The 19,440-nt window shown below is 62.7% G+C and carries 18 protein-coding genes and 1 tRNA gene; 15 read left to right on the forward strand and 4 right to left on the reverse strand.

The genetic code is table 11. From position 1 onward, the window contains the following. Positions 1 to 5: 5 nt before the first annotated feature. The 3 genes from NKJ11_RS21340 to NKJ11_RS21350 all read left to right on the forward strand — a co-directional run bounded on the left by NKJ11_RS21340 (position 6) and on the right by NKJ11_RS21350 (position 2,273). Positions 6 to 371 carry a cell division protein ZapA gene (locus NKJ11_RS21340; protein ID WP_128305871.1) on the forward strand — a complete coding sequence of 122 codons (366 nt, stop codon included), beginning with the start codon at positions 6 to 8 and terminating at the stop codon, positions 369 to 371. A 222-nt stretch (positions 372 to 593) separates the two neighbouring features. Beyond that, positions 594 to 1,253 carry a peroxiredoxin gene (locus NKJ11_RS21345; RefSeq protein WP_127260439.1) on the forward strand — a complete coding sequence of 220 codons (660 nt, stop codon included), beginning with the start codon at positions 594 to 596 and terminating at the stop codon, positions 1,251 to 1,253. 147 nt (positions 1,254 to 1,400) lie between these two features. Next, on the forward strand, positions 1,401 to 2,273 hold the full coding sequence (locus NKJ11_RS21350; RefSeq protein WP_352611780.1) for an MBL fold metallo-hydrolase: 873 nt from the start codon (positions 1,401 to 1,403) through the stop codon (positions 2,271 to 2,273). 299 nt (positions 2,274 to 2,572) lie between these two features. Here NKJ11_RS21350 and rpoH read toward each other — a convergent pair whose 3' ends face one another. Continuing rightward, complete coding sequence (gene rpoH / locus NKJ11_RS21355; protein ID WP_352611781.1) at positions 2,573 to 3,484, reverse strand: RNA polymerase sigma factor RpoH; 912 nt, start codon at positions 3,482 to 3,484, stop codon at positions 2,573 to 2,575. Between the two features lie 199 nt (positions 3,485 to 3,683). Beyond that, positions 3,684 to 4,724, reverse strand: coding sequence for an RluA family pseudouridine synthase (locus NKJ11_RS21360; protein ID WP_352611782.1), 1,041 nt, complete (start codon positions 4,722 to 4,724; stop codon positions 3,684 to 3,686). A gap of 28 nt (positions 4,725 to 4,752) precedes the next feature. Here NKJ11_RS21360 and NKJ11_RS21365 point away from each other — a divergent pair, with 28 nt between their 5' ends. The 6 genes from NKJ11_RS21365 to tolA all read left to right on the forward strand — a co-directional run bounded on the left by NKJ11_RS21365 (position 4,753) and on the right by tolA (position 8,031). Beyond that, positions 4,753 to 5,136 carry a fimbrial protein gene (locus NKJ11_RS21365; RefSeq protein WP_013529257.1) on the forward strand — a complete coding sequence of 128 codons (384 nt, stop codon included), beginning with the start codon at positions 4,753 to 4,755 and terminating at the stop codon, positions 5,134 to 5,136. A gap of 48 nt (positions 5,137 to 5,184) precedes the next feature. After that, complete coding sequence (locus NKJ11_RS21370) at positions 5,185 to 5,592, forward strand: VOC family protein (RefSeq protein WP_023810974.1); 408 nt, start codon at positions 5,185 to 5,187, stop codon at positions 5,590 to 5,592. Positions 5,593 to 5,682: 90 nt separating this feature from the next. Next, a tRNA-Glu gene (locus NKJ11_RS21375) sits at positions 5,683 to 5,757 on the forward strand. A 171-nt stretch (positions 5,758 to 5,928) separates the two neighbouring features. Next, entirely contained in the window at positions 5,929 to 6,510 is a 582-nt protein-coding gene (locus NKJ11_RS21380; protein ID WP_127268028.1) for a VOC family protein, read from the forward strand. A 22-nt stretch (positions 6,511 to 6,532) separates the two neighbouring features. Beyond that, positions 6,533 to 7,378, forward strand: a complete 846-nt coding sequence (locus NKJ11_RS21385) for a glutathione S-transferase family protein (RefSeq protein ID WP_128305016.1) — start codon at positions 6,533 to 6,535, stop codon at positions 7,376 to 7,378. A 284-nt stretch (positions 7,379 to 7,662) separates the two neighbouring features. Continuing rightward, a complete protein-coding gene (tolA, locus tag NKJ11_RS21390) occupies positions 7,663 to 8,031 on the forward strand; it encodes a cell envelope integrity protein TolA (protein ID WP_352794233.1) in 369 nt (122 codons plus the stop codon). A gap of 10 nt (positions 8,032 to 8,041) precedes the next feature. On the opposite strand, the gene NKJ11_RS21395 is transcribed toward tolA, so the two are convergent. Further along, positions 8,042 to 8,254, reverse strand: a complete 213-nt coding sequence (locus NKJ11_RS21395) for a hypothetical protein (protein ID WP_023810978.1) — start codon at positions 8,252 to 8,254, stop codon at positions 8,042 to 8,044. A 318-nt stretch (positions 8,255 to 8,572) separates the two neighbouring features. Here NKJ11_RS21395 and NKJ11_RS21400 point away from each other — a divergent pair, with 318 nt between their 5' ends. Further along, positions 8,573 to 9,487, forward strand: a complete 915-nt coding sequence (locus tag NKJ11_RS21400; protein WP_352794235.1) for a DUF2865 domain-containing protein — start codon at positions 8,573 to 8,575, stop codon at positions 9,485 to 9,487. Positions 9,488 to 9,611: 124 nt separating this feature from the next. Continuing rightward, the gene (locus NKJ11_RS21405; protein WP_013529265.1) at positions 9,612 to 9,848 is read left to right on the forward strand and encodes a hypothetical protein; all 237 of its coding nucleotides are present in this window, start codon (positions 9,612 to 9,614) and stop codon (positions 9,846 to 9,848) included. A gap of 73 nt (positions 9,849 to 9,921) precedes the next feature. Here the strand turns inward: NKJ11_RS21405 and NKJ11_RS21410 are convergent, their stop codons facing one another. Next, positions 9,922 to 10,272, reverse strand: coding sequence for a hypothetical protein (locus NKJ11_RS21410; protein WP_352794237.1), 351 nt, complete (start codon positions 10,270 to 10,272; stop codon positions 9,922 to 9,924). A gap of 191 nt (positions 10,273 to 10,463) precedes the next feature. Here NKJ11_RS21410 and NKJ11_RS21415 point away from each other — a divergent pair, with 191 nt between their 5' ends. From NKJ11_RS21415 to pstA, 4 genes are all read left to right on the forward strand, one after another. Beyond that, positions 10,464 to 15,023, forward strand: coding sequence for a PAS domain-containing protein (locus NKJ11_RS21415; RefSeq protein ID WP_352794239.1), 4,560 nt, complete (start codon positions 10,464 to 10,466; stop codon positions 15,021 to 15,023). 508 nt (positions 15,024 to 15,531) lie between these two features. Then, positions 15,532 to 16,560: a PstS family phosphate ABC transporter substrate-binding protein gene (locus tag NKJ11_RS21420; protein ID WP_352611788.1), complete on the forward strand. Its 1,029-nt coding sequence runs from the start codon at positions 15,532 to 15,534 to the stop codon at positions 16,558 to 16,560. Between the two features lie 95 nt (positions 16,561 to 16,655). Continuing rightward, on the forward strand, positions 16,656 to 18,119 hold the full coding sequence (gene pstC / locus NKJ11_RS21425) for a phosphate ABC transporter permease subunit PstC (RefSeq protein ID WP_352794240.1): 1,464 nt from the start codon (positions 16,656 to 16,658) through the stop codon (positions 18,117 to 18,119). Next, entirely contained in the window at positions 18,116 to 19,432 is a 1,317-nt protein-coding gene (gene pstA / locus NKJ11_RS21430; protein ID WP_023810984.1) for a phosphate ABC transporter permease PstA, read from the forward strand. The genes pstC and pstA overlap by 4 nt, the downstream gene beginning before the upstream one ends. Positions 19,433 to 19,440 lie beyond the last annotated feature (8 nt).

A 19,440-nucleotide genomic window follows, 5' to 3' on the forward strand; every position in this document is an offset into this window, starting at 1 on the left:
CCCCGATGGCACAGGTCACGGTTTCAATCGACGGCAAGCAGTATCGCATGGCCTGCGACGAGGGCCAGGAAGAGCATCTGATCGACCTTGCCGAACGCTTCGACCGCTATGTTTCACACCTGAAGGACTCGTTCGGCGAGATCGGCGATCAGCGACTGACCGTGATGGCCGGCATCATGGTGATGGATGAACTCTCGGAGTTGCAGAAACGCGTCAAGGGCATGGAAAGCGAAGTGCTGACCCTGCGCAAGACCCGCGACGAGGCTCTGACCAAGGCCGACAAAAGCGATAGCGTGCTGACCAACGCGCTCGGCGCGCTGGCACAGCGCATGGAAGACCTGGCTGTGACGCTGGCGGTCAACAAAACCTGAGGCAGGAACCTTTCCTGTCCAGCCCAACAGGCTCTCATACGCGCGCAGCGTATTCGGCAGCATAAAAATGCTCGCCTGCCGCCGACAAGAGTTTCATATTATCTTGCAGCCACGATTTTTGCGCTAAGATGCAACGATGCCGGGCGGGACAGCTTGATGTCGGCGTGATTGCCGCGTGCTGTTCCTCGCTGCCGACGGTTCCGTTTACAGGGGAGATGTACCATGAGCCTTCGTATCAACGACATTGCGCCGGATTTTACCGCCGAGACCACGCAAGGGACGATCAAATTCCATGACTGGATCGGTGACGGTTGGGCGATCCTGTTCAGTCACCCGAAGAATTTCACGCCGGTCTGCACGACCGAGCTTGGCACGATGGCGGGGCTCGAAGGCGAGTTCAAGAAGCGTAATGTCAAGATCATCGGCATTTCGGTCGATCCGGTCGAAAGTCACGGCAAGTGGCAGGACGACATCAAGACGGCGACCGGTCATTCGGTGAACTACCCGCTGATCGGCGACAAGGACCTCAAGGTCGCCAAGCTCTACGACATGCTGCCGGGCGGTGCCGGCGAGACGTCGGAGGGCCGTACGCCGGCCGACAATGCCACGGTGCGCTCGGTCTACGTCATCGGACCTGACAAGAAGATCAAGCTGGTGCTGACTTACCCGATGACCACGGGGCGCAATTTCGATGAGATCCTGCGCGCGGTCGATTCCATGCAGCTCACCGCCAAGCACCAGGTGGCGACACCGGCGAATTGGAAGCAGGGCGAGGACGTTATCATCACCGCTGCTGTCTCCAACGAAGACGCGATCAAGCGCTTCGGCGCCTACGAGACCATTTTGCCCTATCTGCGGAAGACCAAGCAGCCATCGGCCTGATCCCAGGCGCTTCGGAACGATCTTTGGCCTTCTCGCCCTTGCGAGCCAAGTGATACTTGACTGCCGCACCCGAGCGGACAACCATGCTCCTCTCGGGTGTCGCCAGAGAAAATCATTCCTGACGACCGAGAGTTGGGGAAGCCGGAATTGGACGTAGCTTTGGCCAGGCCGCAGGTCAGCGGCTTCTATGACAAGCCGACCGGGGCCATTCAGTATGTCGTCGCCGACCGGGCGACGAAACGCTGCGCCATCATCGATCCGATCCTCGATTTCGATGAGAAATCCGGCGCCACGGCAACGACGAATGCCGACGCCTTGCTCGACTTCGTCAGCGAGCAGGGGCTGAGCGTCGAATGGATCCTCGATACCCATCCGCATGCCGACCATTTTTCGGCGGCGCATTACCTGAGAGAGAAGACGGGCGCGCCGACAGCAATCGGCGACAGGGTCGTCGAGGTCCAGAAACTGTGGAAGGCGATCTACAACTGGCCGGATTTCCCCGCGGACGGCTCGCAGTGGGACAGGCTATTTGGTGAAGGCGAAACCTTCCAGGTGGGCACGCTTCCGGTCAAGGTGCTGTTCTCGCCCGGGCACACGCTGGCCTCGATCACCTATATGGTCGGTGATGCCGCCTTCGTCCACGATACGCTGTTCATGCCCGACAGCGGCACGGCGAGGACGGACTTTCCCGGCGGCAGTGCCGCGCGGCTCTGGCGCTCGATCCAGGACATTCTGGCGTTGCCGAACGAGACGCGCGTCTTCGTCGGCCATGACTATCAGGCCGGCGGCCGCGAGCCCTCGTGGGAAAGCACGGTCGCCATACAGAAGGCAACCAACATCCATCTCGTCGCCGCGCGCAGCGAGGCCGAGTTCGTCGCCTTGCGCGAGGCGCGCGACAGGACGCTGCCGATGCCAAGGCTGATCCTGCATGCGCTGCAGGTCAACATGAATGGCGGACGGCTGCCGGAACCGGAAGCCAATGGCCGGCGGTACCTGAAGTTTCCGCTGGATGGGCTTTGAGGGGCTGTTGGCGAAGTTGCCAATCTCCCCCTTGCGGGGGAGATGCCCGGCAGGGCAGAGGGGGGTGCTGTCCCGCCAACCTGTCAGCTAATTGTGGTTGTGCCTTCAGTCTTTCGGTTGGGTGACTGACGCCGAAAAGTAGCGATCCTTCACACCCGCCTCTGTCCTGCCGGACATCTCCCCCGCAAGGGGGAGATCGGATGTCGCCTTCGCTTTCGCCAACCACCATTGCAGTCCGCTACAAAAAAGGCGGCGCCAGTTTCCTGACGCCGCTTTGATTTTTGTAACCGAAGCTAACCTTACGCCGCGGGCTGCGCCTCAATCGTGCGCAGCGCCTGGATCTGGCGCTTGGCGGCGGCCTTGACCGCATCCTGCACCTTCTCGAAGGCGCGCACCTCGATCTGGCGCACGCGCTCGCGGCTGATGTCGAACTCGGACGACAGCTCTTCCAGCGTCAGCGGCTCCTCGGCGAGGCGACGGGCCTCGAAGATGCGCCGCTCGCGCTCGTTAAGCACGGCAAGAGCGCCCGACAGCATGCCGCGCCGGTTTTCCAGCTCGTCCTGCTCGATCAGCATCTCTTCCTGGCTTTCGTGGTCGTCGACCAGCCAGTCCTGCCACTCGCCGGACTCACCTTCGCTCGCCCGGATCGGGGCATTGAGCGAGGCGTCGCCCGACAGGCGGCGGTTCATCGACACCACCTCGGCTTCGGAAACGTTCAGCCTGGTGGCGATCTCGGCGATCTGGTCGGGCTTCAAGTCGCCGTCGTCCAGCGCCTGGATCTTGCCCTTCACCTTGCGCAGGTTGAAGAACAGGCGCTTCTGATTGGCGGTCGTGCCCATCTTGACCAGGCTCCACGAGCGCAGGATGTACTCCTGGATCGAGGCCTTGATCCACCACATGGCATAGGTCGCGAGGCGGAAGCCACGCTCGGGTTCGAATTTCTTGACGGCCTGCATCAGGCCGACATTGCCTTCCGAGATCACTTCACCAATCGGCAGGCCATAGCCGCGATAGCCCATGGCGATCTTGGCGACGAGTCTGAGGTGGCTGGTGACGAGCTTGTGCGCAGCGGAGGTGTCTTCATGCTCGGCGTAACGCTTGGCGAGCATGTACTCTTCCTGCGGCTGCAGCATGGGAAAGCGGCGGATTTCTTCCAGGTAGCGGCTGAGGCCGCCTTCGCCGGAAACGATACTGGGTAGTGACTGGGCCATGATAGCGCCCCCTCTCTATTGGAGTGATGCCCCCGAAACGCGGCGGGCATGTGACGCGAGCACCAAAAGGCTCGCCCGCGACATCAGATCTTATACAGGAACAAAACCAGAAAAGACAGGCATTTGTTCAACACGAAACAGTGTGTCACGGTGAAGTGAACAATCTCTGTCAGGTTTTTTAAGGCTTGTTGGTGAGGGTTCAGAGTTTGCGGAAGCCGCCGACGAGTTCCTCCATGTCCCCCGGTAACGGCGCCTCGAACCTCATCGTTAGATGGGTAGTGGGGTGGCGAAATGCAAGGAGCCAGGCATGCAAAGCCTGCCGGGGAAATGCCTTGACCTGACTTTTCAGCGGTTCGGGCAGCCGGTTGGCCTTGGTGCGGAAGGCCTGGCCGTAGTCGGGGTCGCCGACCACGGGATGACCAATATGCGCCATGTGGACACGGATCTGGTGGGTGCGGCCAGTTTCCAGCCGGCATTCGACCAGGCTGGCCGTGGCGAACTCCTGTTGGTTCTCGCCGAAGCGCTCCTGCACGGCGAAGTGGGTGACCGCATGGCGGGCGTCGTCGCGTCCTTCCGGCACCACGGCACGGCGCACCCGGTCGGCGGCGCGGCCGAGCGGCGCGTCGACCCTTCCGGCCGGCCTCTGCGGTATCCCCCAGACCAGCGCCAGATAGGCACGTTCGAGATCGCCGGTCAGGCCGTGATCGGCGAAAGCCTCGGACAGTGACTTGTGGGCGCGGTCGGTCTTGGCGACCACCATGACGCCGCTGGTCTCCTTGTCGAGGCGGTGGACGATGCCTGGCCGCCGGACGCCGCCGATGCCGGAAAGGCTGTCGCCGCAATGATGGATCAGCGCGTTGACCAGCGTACCGGTCCAGTTGCCGGCGCCGGGGTGCACGACAAGCCCGGCCGGTTTGTTGATGACGATCAGCTCGTCGTCCTCATAGAGCACGTCTAGCGCGATGTTCTCGCCCTGCGGCTCCGCCGGCTCCGGCTCCGGCATGGTAACCGACACGCTTTCGCCCGGCGCCATCTTGCGCTTGGTCTCGTCGACAGGCTTGCCGTCGACCGAGACCGCGCCCTGCCTGATCAGCATCTGCACGCGGCTGCGTGACATGTCCGGTCCAAGGCTTGCGGCCAGCCACTGGTCGAGGCGCAGGCCGGCCGCATCCGCGCCCGCCACCAGCACGGTCGGTACCGCCTCTATCAATTCGGGGGCCTCTTCGCTATGAGCGCTCATTGAAAAACCGTTCCGGAACTGTTTTGCCATGGCCAGCCCGATCGCCGAAGAAGACCAGGATAAGCCGCTCGACCCCGAGGTCGAAAAGGTGCGCAGGAAACTCGTCCGCTTCGTCGGGATCAATCTCGGCCTGCTGTTCCTCGCCCTTATGGTGGTGATCGGCGCCCTTGTCTACAAAGCGCGCAATGCACCGCCGGCGAACCCGCCGCTGGCCGGCGATATCCAGACACCCGCCGGCGAACCGGTCAGCGGCGACATCGTGCTGCCGGTCGGGGCCAAGGTGGTCAGCCAGTCGCTGTCCGGCAATCGTGTCTCGATCGATGCCGAGCTTGCCGACGGCAGCCGCACGATCTTCGTCTACGACATCACCGAGCGACGCCTGATCGGCCGCTTTGCGATCCGCAACAAGTGACCGAGCCGCAACGATGAACGGCAGCAGGCCAATGAGCAAGCCTCAGGGATGAGCGGGTTCGCCGAGCATCGTCGCGTCGCCACGGTCGCCCTGGTCGTCGCCAACTATGACGAGGCGATCGCCTGGTATGTCGAGAGGCTGGGGTTCCTGCTCGTCGAAAATGTCGATCTCGGCGGCGGCAAGCGCTGGGTCACAGTGGCGCCGGCCAACGGGCAGGGCGCCAGGCTGCTTCTGGCCGAGGCTTCCGACGAGGCACAGAGCAAAAGCATCGGCAACCAGACCGGCGGGCGTGTCTTCCTGTTCCTGGAAACCGACGACTTCGCCCGCGACCACGCGGCGATGCTGGAGAAGGGCGTCGAATTCCGCGAAGCACCGCGCTTCGAGCCCTATGGCACGGTGGCTGTTTTCGCCGATCTGCATGGCAATCTCTGGGACCTGATCGAGCCGAAACGTTAGGCTTGCGCACGGCTTTTCCCCGATACGACAAAGCCGGCGAAGCCCAGTTGCTTTTTCCCAGCGCTCAGCCTATATCGCCGGTTCTTGAACGCGCCCATCGTCTAGCGGTCAGGACACCGCCCTCTCACGGCGGGAACAGGGGTTCGATTCCCCTTGGGCGTACCAAGCTTGTCTCCACCAATCGCTCGATCCTGGCTACGTTCGTGGCTTCTGGCGCAGTGGGCCCGATTGCATTAGCATCGCGTCATGGGTCCTCGGGCACGGCTCCAGCGGCGCGCAGAACGCCCGGTGTTGGTCGGATCCGGACGGGCAGTCGATGCCTCGGGAGGAAGGCCAATGCAGAAGCTGCAATCTCAGGGCGTTCATCACATCACGCTGGTCGGTGCCGGGCGCCAAACCTCTATCGATTTCTGGGAAGGCGTGCTCGGCATGCCGTTCATCTTCGAGCAGCCCAACCTCGACAAGCCCAGGGAAAGCCACCTCTATTTCGATCCGGGTGATGGCCGGCTGATCACCATCTTCACCGACGAGAGCCGCACACCGGAGAAACGGCGCACGCCGACCGATCCGGGTTGTGTCCACCACATCGCCTTTTCGGTGTCGCGCGTCACCTTCCTGCAGGCGGTCTCTCGGCTCGACGAGCGCGGCATCAAGCACAGCGGCGTCAAGGATCGCGGTTTCATGGATTCGATCTATTTCGAGGATCCGCTCGGCCTGCTGATCGAGTTGGCGTCCTACCGCTTCGAACCGCCAGCGGGCTTCACCCACGCCGATGTGCTGATGGAAGCGCACAGGCTGCGGGTCGCGCGCGGCGACTACAACATCGCCGAAGTGCATCTCGCCGATGCGATCCAGGCGCTCGTCGAACGTTCCCGCGCCACCTTGTCGGACGATCGGGCGCCGAAAAACCCATACTGAACAGACCAGAGGGAGGAACAAGATGGCCAAGACAGCGACGAAGACTGCCGGGAAATCCGCGGCCAAAGCTGCCGCCAAGCCGGCGGCGAAAGCTGCGGCAAAGCCAAAAGCCAAGGCGGCCGCCAAGGCGACGGCAAAAGCCGCGCCCAGGGCCAAGGCCAAGCCGGCCAAGAAGCCGGCGCTGAAGCTCAGCATGCTGAAGCCCAGCGTCAACAACATGACCGTGCGGGTGTTTGCGCGCGCGGCCGGTTTCGACCATGCCGAGACCGATGCCTGGGGCCACACCCGTTCGCCGGAGTTCATGGCGCGAAATCCCGCCCATTTGACACCGATGATCGAGGACAAGGGCCTCCCCAGAGGCGTGTTGTGGGAAAGCTGCGCCATCATGCAGTATCTCGCCAACAAGCACGGGCTGGAGAAATTCTATCCGAAGGCGCCGGCCAAGCGGGCGATGGTCGACAGTGCCATGTTCTACCTGATCGGTACGCTCTACCCCTATGTGGCGCGCGCCACCTACCCGGCGCTCGGCTTCCCGCATTATGCCGGCGAGGTCGGCCACAGCGACGCGCACCCCGACAGGAAGTCGGAGGCCCAGAAGGCGGCGATGGCCGCGATCGCCGAGCCGCTGGAGGTCTTCCACAGCTTCTTCAGGGACGGCAAGCCGTTCATCGGCGGCAAGCATCCTTCGATCGCCGATATCCGGCTGGCGGCGACGCTCGAATTCCTGGCCGTCGTCGACTATTCCCTGCCCCGATGGGCGAAGGACTATGTGGCGGCGATCGAGAAGACGCTCGGCAAGGCCTATAGCGAGCCGGCCGGCGACGTGCGCGGCTATATCGCGCATGTGAAGTCGCAGGCCAAGGCCTGAGGTTAACGATGCGTTAACCAAAGCCCTGTCTACTGCGGGGCAATTCGCTTTCGGCCCGCGACCACGGATGTACTGGCGCAGAACGTCGTAGCGATAGGAAAGGTCGGCGCAATGCCGGCCTTTTTGCTTTCGCACGCCGTCGCCAAGTGCGATCTGGCACGAGGCCTCGTCCAGTGTCGCTTTTCTGACGTCAACTTTTGCGGAGAGATATTGTCATCGCCGGCGTTGGCCCTACCATCCAGTCCGGCATGGATGATCGGTCAGGCGCGAAATGAGGGCTGGCGATGAAAAGCGTTGCGAAGTGGGTTGCGGTTGTGGGTGTGATGCTGGCGAGTGCTGTTCATCCTTCTAATGCGGCTGAACTGAACACAATGAACGATGTCGGCACCGCCATTCAGGCATGCTGGACACCGCCGGCGGATGCCGGAACCGCCAGCGTCACCTTGAGCTTCAGCTTCAAGCGGGACGGCACGCTAATCGGCCCACCGAGGCCGACAGCCATCAAGGTGGAAGGCGATGCCAAGGCGAAGAAATCGTTTGTCGACGCCGCGACAACGGCCCTGCAGAATTGTCTGCCCCTGACCTTCTCAGCGAAGCTGGCGCAAGGGATCGCCGGCAACGTGTTCACATTGCAATTCGCTTCTCCAAAATAGGCCCTGCCGCTCAGTGGTGACTGCGCCTTGCCTCGGCATGCCGGGCAAGATCGGGCGTCTCGAAGACGTAGTCGCTCCAGGCTGATTCAGGAACCTGGCCGGCCAGATAGCATTCCAGCAACAGACTCTGCTCGGGATTGAGTGGCCTTGGCGCGCGCTGGTCCAGCCCCAGCGAGTGAAACAGGTTTCTTGTCAGGTCCGAGACGGTGAAGTGGATCGACATCTGCAATCTCCCTTTGGTCCTTCAACGCGGAAGGCCCGGCAAAGGTTTCGAACGCCTGGCGATAATGGCGCATTGATCTCGGTCCGTTGCGTTGCAAATCCTCGGCCACGGTCAGGCTTGCGCTTTCTTTCGAGGTTCGTCTCAATCTTGAAATAAAAATGTAATATCGAATTTACATGAGGTAACGTAGTACAATAGACAATAGGTTATTCAGGTTGAAACTCTTTAGATTATTAGAAATTACTCATGTAGCTGAAGCTTGCTGAAGTCATGGGCTCTAAATTCCAGGTTCTCCGCAAAAAGGACCAAGTTGTCCCGATGATCCGTTTCTGGCCTTCCATGGTGATCGCATTTATTTCGCTGGCGGCAGTTTTGTTCGGTACGCTTTCGTCCTACGCGGACAGCTGCGGCGCGATCAGAAGCCAGTTGCTTTTGGCTGGCCGCAGCGGCGGGGCGAGCCCGGAGCTTGCCCAGTTGCGCCGGCAACTTGCAGCCATCCAGACTATCGAGAGACAGCGCCAGTGCACGGCGAAAAGTTCGCTTGGTGGTCTCTTCAATGCCTGCGCCGATCTCGCCAGGAGCCGCTCGGATGTGCAGCGCCGGATCGCTGCCGCTGGGAATTCGGGCCGCGACACAGCGGGCCTGCAGGCGCGCCTCGTCGCGCTTGGCTGTGCGCCTTCGGCAAAGCAACGGCCTGTGCGCGCCGCGCCCAGCACGCAATCGGCGAGCACCACGTTCGCCGGCAATGCGATGCTGTTTTGCGTGCGTCTGTCGGACGGGTATTTCTTCCCGGCGCCAAAGTCGCAGTTCGCCGCCAGCGGCGATCTTAAGGAGACGGTCGATCAATGCCGTTACATCTGCGATGACCCCAGCGTCGACCTCTACACGTTGAGCGACGCCAGCCTCGAAACCGACCAGATGACCGCGCTCGACACGCGCAAACCCTATACCGAGCTGCCGGCAGCCTTCAGATATCGCGATGATGCGAATTTCAAGGCATGCGACGTCAAGCGCTACTACCAGCGGGTCACCGAACTGCGAGCCAGGACTGTGACGCCCGCCAACATGCGCAACGCCATTATTCCGCTGCCGACGGCGAAGCCGGATCTCGGCACGGTTGCGGCCGTCGCCGGGATCGATGCCGAAGCCCCAGGTACCGCCCAGCACCTTTCGATCGAGGCCGGCGAGCGGCCGGTGCGCGTGGTCGGCCCGGCATTTTTCCCGGCCGAATGATCGCCGGTCTTCCCCGATCGGCGATCACCGGTGGCGGCGTGCCTGCTGCGATGCGGTTGCGCGATCCCTCTGGAACAGAGGGGCACTCACGGCGTTGTGATCGACATCAGCCGGGAGGAACGCCGTGGCTACTTTCAGGGAAATGCGGGTGCTGGAGATCGTCGAAGACGACTCGCTGACCACCGAACAGAAAATCGCCGAACTGCGCGAGATCGAATCCGAGGCGCGTGGGTTGCAGCGGGCTGCCTCGGAGGGCCCAATGGACGACGATGACGGTTGGCAGGAAGATCTGCGTCAGGTTCGTCTTGCACTCGACAAGCTCGGAGCGAAGGAGCCGAAAAAAGGCGCTGCTTCCCTGTGAAGGCCGGGTAACCGAGCTATCCGCGGATCGCGTTTTGTTTGATCGAATCCCGCTTTTAGGACCAAGCTCCAATCTAATCGCAGACCATGCGAGCTCTCTTGCCAGGCTCGCTGACGTTCCTGCAGGTCAGCGATTTCGCCGGCGCCGATAGGGACGCCGACGCAGGCAACCTCGTCTGGTGCCGTCTCGGCGCGGCATGGCTGACCTTGCGCTCGGAAAAACGCCGGGGCGGCTGCGGCGCCACCGGAAAAGCGCCGTTTTCGACCTCGGCTTGCCCATAGTCGACATTCGGTGGCGGCCGGTCCCAGAAGCGTCGGACATCGAGCGGCCTCGGGATGACGACCGTGCCGTCATAACTGCGCGAGCAACCGCCGCCGAAAAGCAGCGCCAGCCCCATGAAAAAAGGCAAAATCCGTCCAAGCATCAGCAATACCCCTGCCGCTGCTTATATAGCGGGTTCGACCCTGCCGACAACCGGGCGGAATGAAGCAGACCCTGCCGCCCGATCCTGTCTAACCAACCGTTAAGGTTAGCGGATCCTTAATGCTTCTCGGGCACATTCCGCCGGCGAACCGCGGAGGAGGGTTCGGCCTTGGTTTTCGGGGTGGGGACGGCATGGCGGAAGCGAACGAAACAATCGGCGCGCGCGGCAAGCGCGGGCCTCGCAGATCCACAGCGCATGGCGATGATGCATCATCGTCCGCCTCTTGCATGGATTCGAACGATGCGCTTCGCCAACTCGTTGAAGCCGGTTCCGACTGGGTCTGGGAGACCGACGCCGAACTGCGCTTCTCCTGGCTTTCGCAAAATTACCAGGCAGCCACGGGCATTGATCCGGCAAACGTGCTCGGCCGGTTCCGCTTCGACTTCCTCAACCAGGTCCTGAACGGCGATCGCAGTGGCGCCGCGCATCTGGAGGATCTGCAGGCGCACCGGCCTTTTCGCGACTTCGTCTACGAACTCAAGGGTGGCAGCGCCGACTGTCGCTGGGTCTTGACGTCAGGCTTTCCGAAGTTCGACGACGAAGGAAGATTTGCCGGTTATCGCGGCATCGGCCGCAACGTCACGGCACTGGCGGGCGCCTTCAAAGATCCGGGGCCGGGACCATCGGCCTACGGCGAGCCCGACCAGCATCTGGCCGACCTCGAGCGGACCATGGACGCCATGCATATGGGCGTCGTGCTTCTCGATGCCAGGCTCGACACGCTGATCATCAACAAGGCCTATCGCGACCTCTCGAGGATTCCGGACGGCGCTGTTAGCGTCGGCGCTCCGTTCAGCCTGTTGATGGAGCTCAACCGCCGCAGCGGCATCTATGGCGACATCGACGAACAGCAATGGCAGCGCTACCTCGCCACCCGCCTCGACGAGATTCGCGCCGGATCCGTCGCGCCGCGCGAATTTGTCCATGCCAACGGCAGGACGATGATGTTCTCGGTGACGGCGTTGTCCGGGGGCAGGCGGCTGCTGACCTATTATGAGGTCACCGAGATCAAGCAGCGCGATGCGGAGATCAAAAGCGCCAATGCCAAGATCGCAGAGACCTTCGCCAGTCTCCGCACCATGGTCGACCAGATGCCGATCGGTGTCCTCGTCCTCGACGCCAATATGCGCGCCGAGATCATCAACCGTGCTTTCTATGATTTCTGGCAGATCGACGCCCGGCGCGCCGAGATCGGCTGCAGCTTCCGCGATCTGATGGACGCCAGCCGCGACATCGATCCGTTTGGTGCCGACGATGCATCATGGCAGCGGCATGTCGCAGAGCGCGAGGCGGAAATCAGGGCCGGGATCGCCGCCTCGCGGCAGTTCTCGCGCAATGACGGCCGCACCCTGATCTCGTCGATGGCGCCGCTGGCCGGCGGCAAGCGGCTGATCTCCTATGTCGACGTCACCGACATGAAGGACCGGGAGGCCGAACTTGCCGACGCGCTGGAGAAGGCGCGGCTGGCGGAGGCGGTGATCAACGCCGTCAAGGATCCGATCTTCGTCAAGGACGACCATCTGCGCTTCGTCTTCGTCAACGAGGCGTTCGCCGCTCTGTTTGGCCAGACGCCGCAAGCCATGCTCGGCAAGTCCGGCGGCGATTTCCTTACCACAAAGGACACCGCGCTTTTCGAGCATAGCGAACGTGACGTCCTTGCGACCGGGCGGCCGTACGAAGTGGAAGAGAATTTCGAGGCCGATGGCGCCAGCCGATCGCGCATCGTCAGGAAGAGCCGCGTCGGCATGGCCAGCGGCCGCAACTATGTTGCCGGCTTCCTGTTCGACATTTCCGACATGAAGCGCCGCGAGACCGAGGCGCAGGATGCGCGCAAGCATCTCGCCAGCGTCCTGGAATCCTTGCCGGCCGCCGTGATCATCTACGATAGCGACGACAGGTTCGTGTTCGCCAACCGCAAGATCCAGGATACGCTGCCGGCCTTGAAGCCGGCATGGCAGCCCGGCTGCACATTCCGCGAGGCACTCGTTCTGGGCCATGCGAACGGCTATTTCCGCAACAGCGGCGATCCACAAGTCGACCAGCTCTACGACAGCGACCATGACCGCTGGCTGGATGCGATCCTCGCCCGCTACCGCTTGCCCAATTCCTGCTACGAGCGTCATAACCCCGACGGCCGCTGGTACCAGGTCTACGACATGCGGACCGATGATGGCACCTTCATCGGTGTTCGCGTCGACATCTCCGAGATCAAGAGCCGCGAGGCGGCATTGCGCGATTCGATGCGCCAGATCGACCTGTTCCGGCACGTGATGGACGAGTTGCCGGTGGCCGCCTTCATCAAGGCGCAGGACCTGAGCATCGAATTCGTCAACAAGGCCTGGTGCGCGATCACCGGCTTGGCCAAGGAGGATGTCATCGGCCGCACCGACCGGCAGTTGTTCGGTGCGCAGGACGCCGATGGCTACAGCCATGACGACACGCAAGTCGTCGTGACGGGCGCCGTCAAGGAGGTCGAGGAACCCGTCACCCATCGCGACGGCACGGTTCGGCAGTTGATGACGCGCAAGAGCCGCCTGGTGACGCTGGACGGGTCGGTGCATCTGGTCGGTTCGAGCACCGACATCACCGACGTCAAGGCGCGCGAGCGTGCGCTGGAAGAAAGCATGCGCGAGAACGAGGTGTTCCGCAGCCTGATCGACAACGTGCCGGTATCGATCTACGCCAAGCGCTCCGATCTCCGGCAGTTCTATGTCAACAAGGGCTGGTGCGATCTCACGGGCTTCCGCAAGGAAGAGGCTATCGGCAAGACCGACATCGAGATTTTCGGGCCGGATGGCGAGGCTTTCGTCAATGGCGACCTCGCCGTGCTGCGCACCGGCGAAACCCAGGAGGTCGAAGAGACGGTGACGTTGGCCGACGGCAGCGTCAGGCATCAATTCGCCCGCAAGGGCGCGATGATCGCCTCCGACGGCTCGCTCTACCTGATCGGCTCGACCACCGACATCACCGAGCTGAAGATGCGAGAGGCCGAACTGCGCGAGGCGCGTCAGCGCGCCGTGCTCGCCGACCGCGCCAAGTCGGAATTCCTCGCCAATATGAGCCATGAGATCCGCACGCCGATGAACGGCGTGCTCGGCATGGCCGAACTGCTGGCCAAATCGGACCTCGACCCGAAGCAGAAGACGTTTACCGACATCATCGTGAAATCGGGCAATGCGCTGCTCACCATCATCAACGACATCCTGGACTTCTCCAAGATCGATGCCGGTCAGCTGGTGCTCGATCCCGCGCCCTTCAATCTGGCCGAGGCGATCGAGGATGTAGCGACGCTGGTGTCGACACGCGCCAAGGAAAAGGACCTCGAGCTGATCGTTCGTGTCGAGCCTCGGCTCGAGAGCCTGTTCGTCGGCGATGTCGGCCGTATCAGGCAGATCGTCACCAACCTGCTCGGCAACGCGGTGAAATTCACCGATGAAGGCCATGTGCTGGTCGACGTCACCGGCGAGAGGGTTCCAACCGGAACGAAGCTGACGATCTCGGTCACCGATACCGGCATCGGTATCCCCGAGGAAAAACTGAAACTGGTGTTCGAGAAATTCAGCCAGGTCGACACCTCTTCGACGAGGCGACACGAGGGGACCGGTCTCGGCCTCGCCATCACCTCGCGGCTCGTCGAGCTGATGGGCGGCGATATCGGGGTCGAAAGTGCGGAAGGCAAGGGCTCGACTTTCTGGTTCTCGGTGACGCTGCCGAGGGCCGGACAGCAGAACGGGCAACGCATCATGCCGATCGACGTGACCGGTGCGCGTGTGCTGATCGTCGACGACAATGCCGTCAACCGGGCGATCCTGACCGAACAGATGACATCGTGGACGTTCGATTCCTGCGCGGTCGAAAGCGGCGCCGAAGGCCTCAAGGTGCTGATCGCCGCCGCAGCCTATGGCGTGCCGGTCGACTGCGTCGTGCTCGACTACCAGATGCCTGAAATGAGCGGCGCCGAAATGGCGCGGATCGTGCGCAACACCGCCGGTCTTGCCGGCACGCCGATCATCATGCTGACCTCGGTCGACCAGTCGCTCGCCAACACCAGCTATCGCGATCTCGGCATCGATGCCCAGCTGATCAAGCCGGCGCGCTCTTCGGTGCTGCTGGAAACGCTGGTCGCCACCATCCAGCGGCATCGCCACAATACTGGCGACACGCAGCCGCTCGCGGCCGACGCCACTCCAGGCAATGTTGCACGGCCGCAGCCCTCGGCACCGTCCGAACAGCGTGCGCTGCTGCAGCCGCCTTCGATTCGCCCCCGGCCACCGGTGGCGGCTGGTGGCGACAGGCTGGATATCCTGGTGGCCGAGGACAATGAGGTGAACCAGATGGTGTTCACCCAGATCCTCGGCGAGACCGGTTATGGTTTCGAGATCGTCGGCAATGGCCGCAAGGCGCTCGACGCCTTTGGCCGGCTCAACCCGTGCATGATCCTGATGGATGTCTCCATGCCGGAGATGAACGGTCTCGAAGCAACCGCCGCCATTCGCCGGCTGGAGGAAGAAACCGGCACGCATGTGCCGATCGTCGGCGTCACCGCGCATGCGCTGAAGGGCGACCGCGAGCGCTGCCTGGAGGCAGGCATGGACGACTATCTGCCCAAGCCGATCAGTCCCCGGGCGTTGCTCGAGAAGGTCGAGCGCTGGGTCGGCGCCAGCCGGCAGGCGCAGCGCAACGCCGGATAAGCCGGCTCTGCCCGAGTGCCGGGAATACGGCGAAGATTCGCGCCCCTGTCAGCGGCCAAGACTATGGTGCGATCGCACCATATGAAAGGCGGCATCCAGCCGAGACAATGGCGACATACGAATTCCGCTCTTCCCAGTTACGGGCGGGAGCAGCGACCGCCGGCATGAGACAGCGTCAACCTACCCCAACGGACCTGTTTTCGGCGATGGCCCGGCCACGACACCGTCTGGCTGAGAGCAACGCGCTCCCGTCCGGCTTTTCTTCATAAAGGCCGGCTGATCTCCAAATCGCCGGCCAGCCTCGACCGAATCGAGCAAGTCCCTGATTCCGGTGACAAAGCCGGGCTGCGTCGGGAGTGCCGGCCAGGCGGCATTCTGCTCATCCCGCTGAAGCGTTACCGGGGTGACATCAAACTGTCATGCGACTGTTATAATCGAAGGCTATTGGCCTCAGCGGGCGCCGACTGACGAGCGCCGAGAGACCATCTTCCGAACAGGAGCAGGCCACATGAAGAAATTCCTCTATACGGCGTCGGCCGCTGCGCTTGCGCTCGCCGCGTCGTCCGGCTTCGCCGCCGCGCGCGACCAGATCCAGGTCGCCGGGTCATCGACCGTGTTACCTTATGCCAAGATCGTTGCCGAGCAGTTCGGCGAAACGTTCACCAACTTCAAGACCCCGGTCGTCGAATCCGGCGGCAGCGGCGCCGGCATCAAGGAATTTTGCAAGGGCGTCGGCGAAGACACGATCGACATCGCCAACTCGTCGCGTCCGATCAAGGCGGACGAACTCAAGTCCTGCGCCGACGCCGGCGTGAAGGAAGTCCAGGAAGTCCGGATCGGCTATGACGGCATCGTCTTCGCCACCGACATCAAGGGCCCGGACTGGGCGCTGGTTCCCGCTGACATCTACAAGGCGCTCGCGGCCAAGCTGGTCGTTGACGGCAAGCTGGTCGACAATCCGAACACCAAGTGGAGCCAGGTCAATCCGAAGCTGCCCGACTGGGACATCGCCGCCTACATTCCGGGCGAAAAGCACGGCACGCGCGAAGTGTTCGAGACCAAGCTCCTCGATGCCGGCTGTGACAAGGCTGCTCTCAAGGCTGCCGGCATTGCCGACGACAAGGAAATCGGCAAAACCTGCATCGCCATCCGCAAGGACGGCAAGGCCGTCGACATCGATGGCGACTATACCGAGACGCTCGCCCGCATAGACTCCAACAAGACCGGCGTCGGCGTGTTTGGCCTCGCCTTCTATGAGAACAATGCCGACAAGCTGAAGGTCGCCACCGTGGAAGGCATCGTGCCTTCGACCGAGACGATCGCCAGCGGCAAGTATCCCGTCTCGCGCCCGCTGTTCTTCTACGTCAAGAAGGCGCATCTGGGCGTCGTTCCCGGCCTCAAGGAATATGTCGAGTTCTTCCTTGACGACCAGATGGTTGGCCCGGAAAGCCCGCTCGCCGAATACGGCCTCGTTGCTGCTCCGGATGCCGAGCGTCAGGCCCAGCGTGACGCTTTCGCCGCCGGAAAGTCGATGTAATCAGCTGCCGAACCGGGGTGCGGGCCAATCCCGCGCCCCGGTTTCATCGCAGGCCGCAACGGCGGCTGCGTAAGAATTTCTCTTGGGGTGGGTCCATGTCCTTGCTCGTACTGGCCATCGTCGTTGCCGTCGGCCTGGTTGCCTTTTTCATCGGCCGGCAACGTGCCGCGGCCCAGGACAATGGCAAGGTCAAGCCGCATTCGCGCGCCCACTATCATGGCTGGTGGGCCTTCCTGCTCGCCGTTCTGCCTGCTCTTTTGCTGCTTGCCGTCTGGACCGTCGGGTCTTCCATCTATCTGGACCGACACATTCACGCTGCCTTGCCCGAGCGCACCGTCGACAGCAAGGTTGCCAGTGAGGCACTGGACGTCAGCCTGGTAAAGAGCCTCGCCAGGGGCCTGCGCAAGCTCGATGCGGGCACACTGGCCGCAATGCCTGTCAGCTTTGCCGAGTTGCAGCCGCTGCTCGCCGCCAAGGGTGTGGCACTGGCGAGCGACACGCAGGATTACATGATCCCGATCGCCGTCGAGGCGAACAAGGTCCAGGACCGGCTCGGCCTGTTCGGCGCCATTGTCATTCTCGTTTCCTCGATCGCCGGCGCCTTCTATGCGCTCAGGCAGATCGAGCCGCGCGCCAGGGCACGCAACAATGTCGAGAGGCTGATGCTGTGGGGGCTGCTTGCCGCCTCCACCATCGCCATCCTGACCACCATCGGCATCGTGCTTTCGATGCTGTTCCAGACGATCACCTTCTTCGAAAGCGTCTCGCCGATGAGTTTCTTCTTCGGCACCGTCTGGGATCCGCGTTTTGCCGCTGCCGGTTCGGGCGGCAGCCAGGGCCAGTTCGGCCTGATCCCGCTTCTTGCGGGCACGCTCTACATCGCCGCCGTCGCACTGCTGGTTGCGGTGCCGGTGGGGCTGATGTCGGCTGTCTACATGGCCGAATACGCAACGCCCAGGGTGCGCTCGGTGGTCAAGCCGGCGCTTGAACTGCTGGCCGGCATACCGACCATCGTCTACGGCATCTTCGCCGTCGTCACGCTTGGGCCATTCCTGCGCGACCTGTCCGCGGCACTGACCGGCGGTTCGCCCTTCATCCAGGGCCAGAGCATCTTCACCGCCGGCCTGGTCATGGGCGTCATGCTGATCCCGGTCGTGTCCTCTCTTTCGGACGACATCATAACCGCGGTGCCGCGCGCCATGCGCGACGGGTCGCTCGGCCTCGGCGCGACCCGCTCCGAGACGATCAAGCGGGTGATCCTGCCGGCTGCACTGCCCGGCATCGTCGGCGCCGTCCTGCTGACTGCCTCGCGCGCTATCGGCGAAACGATGATTGTCGTGCTGGCGGCGGGCGTCGCCGCCAACCTCACCATCAACCCGTTCGAGGCGATGACGACCATCACCGTCAAGATCGTCAACCAGCTCACCGGCGACCTCGAGTTCAATTCGCCGCAGACGCTGGTCGCCTTCGCGCTCGGCCTGACGCTGTTCGCGCTGACGTTGGTGATGAACATCGTCGCGCTCTACATCGTGCGCAAATATCGGGAGCAGTACGAATGACCGACATTTCCATGGATACGATGGTCAGGGCGGCGGCCCATCCGCGCCGCGACATCGGCCTGAAGGCCCGTTACGCTGCCGAGCGCCGATTCCGCATCTATGGCGTCGTGGCGATTTCCGTAGGCCTGGCGTTCCTGGCAATCATGCTGATCACCATCGTCTCGAAAGGCTACACCGCCTTCTGGCAGACGACGGTATCACTGCCGATCTCGTTCGACGAGAAGGTGATCGATCCTTCCGGCAAACGCGCAACCGATCCGAGCGTTCTGATCAAGGCGAATTATCCCAAGCTCGCCGAAAACGCGCTGGTGGCCAAGCTCGGCATCAATCCCGACGACAAGCCGGCGATCAAGCAGCTCAAGGGCTTCCTGTCGGAAGGCGCCCGCGTCCAGTTGCGCGACATCGTTGCCGCCGATCCGTCCGTGATCGGCACGACGCGCGACGTCAACATCCTCGCCGCCGCCAATCTCGACTCGGCTTTCAAGGGTCAGATCGACCTCAGCGTCGAGGAAGCGCGACGCAAGGTCTCGGACCAGCAGATCACCTGGATGAACAAGCTCAAGGCCGAGGGCGCGATGGCCGAGCACTTCAACAGCGGCCTGTTCACCTACGGCGCCTCCAGCCGCCCGGAAACCTCGGGCATGGGCGTGGCGATCATCGGCTCGTTCTATATGATGGTGATCGTGTTGCTCCTGGCGCTGCCGATCGGCGTCGCCGCCTCCATCTATCTGGAGGAGTTCGCCAAGAAGAACCGTTTTACCGACCTTATCGAGGTCAACATCAACAATCTGGCCGCAGTGCCGTCAATCGTCTTCGGCTTGCTCGGCCTCGCGGTGTTCATCAATTTCCTGGGCATGCCGCGCTCTGCCGCCTTCGTCGGCGGCCTGGTGCTGACGCTGATGACGCTGCCGACGATCATCATCGCGACGCGAGCCGCACTTGCAGCGGTGCCGCCGTCGATCCGCTCGGCAGCTCTCGGTCTTGGCGCCTCCAAGATGCAGATGGTGTTCCAGCACATCCTGCCGCTTGCCGCGCCCGGCATCCTCACCGGCACCATCATCGGTCTGGCGCGTGCGCTCGGCGAAACCGCGCCTCTGCTGCTGATCGGCATGGTCGCCTTCGTCGCCGATCCACCGACGACGCCTTTCGATCCGGCCACCGCGCTGCCGGTGCAGATCTATATGTGGGCGAACGAGGCCGAACGCGCCTTCGTCGAGCGTATGTCCGGCGCCATCATCATCCTGCTCGTCTTCCTCATGGCCATGAACATCACCGCGATCGTGCTTCGGCGTCGGTTCGAGCGGCGCTGGTAGAAAAAAGG

The sequence above is a fragment of the Mesorhizobium sp. M0243 genome, from assembly GCF_040321775.1.
Taxonomy (GTDB): domain Bacteria; phylum Pseudomonadota; class Alphaproteobacteria; order Rhizobiales; family Rhizobiaceae; genus Mesorhizobium.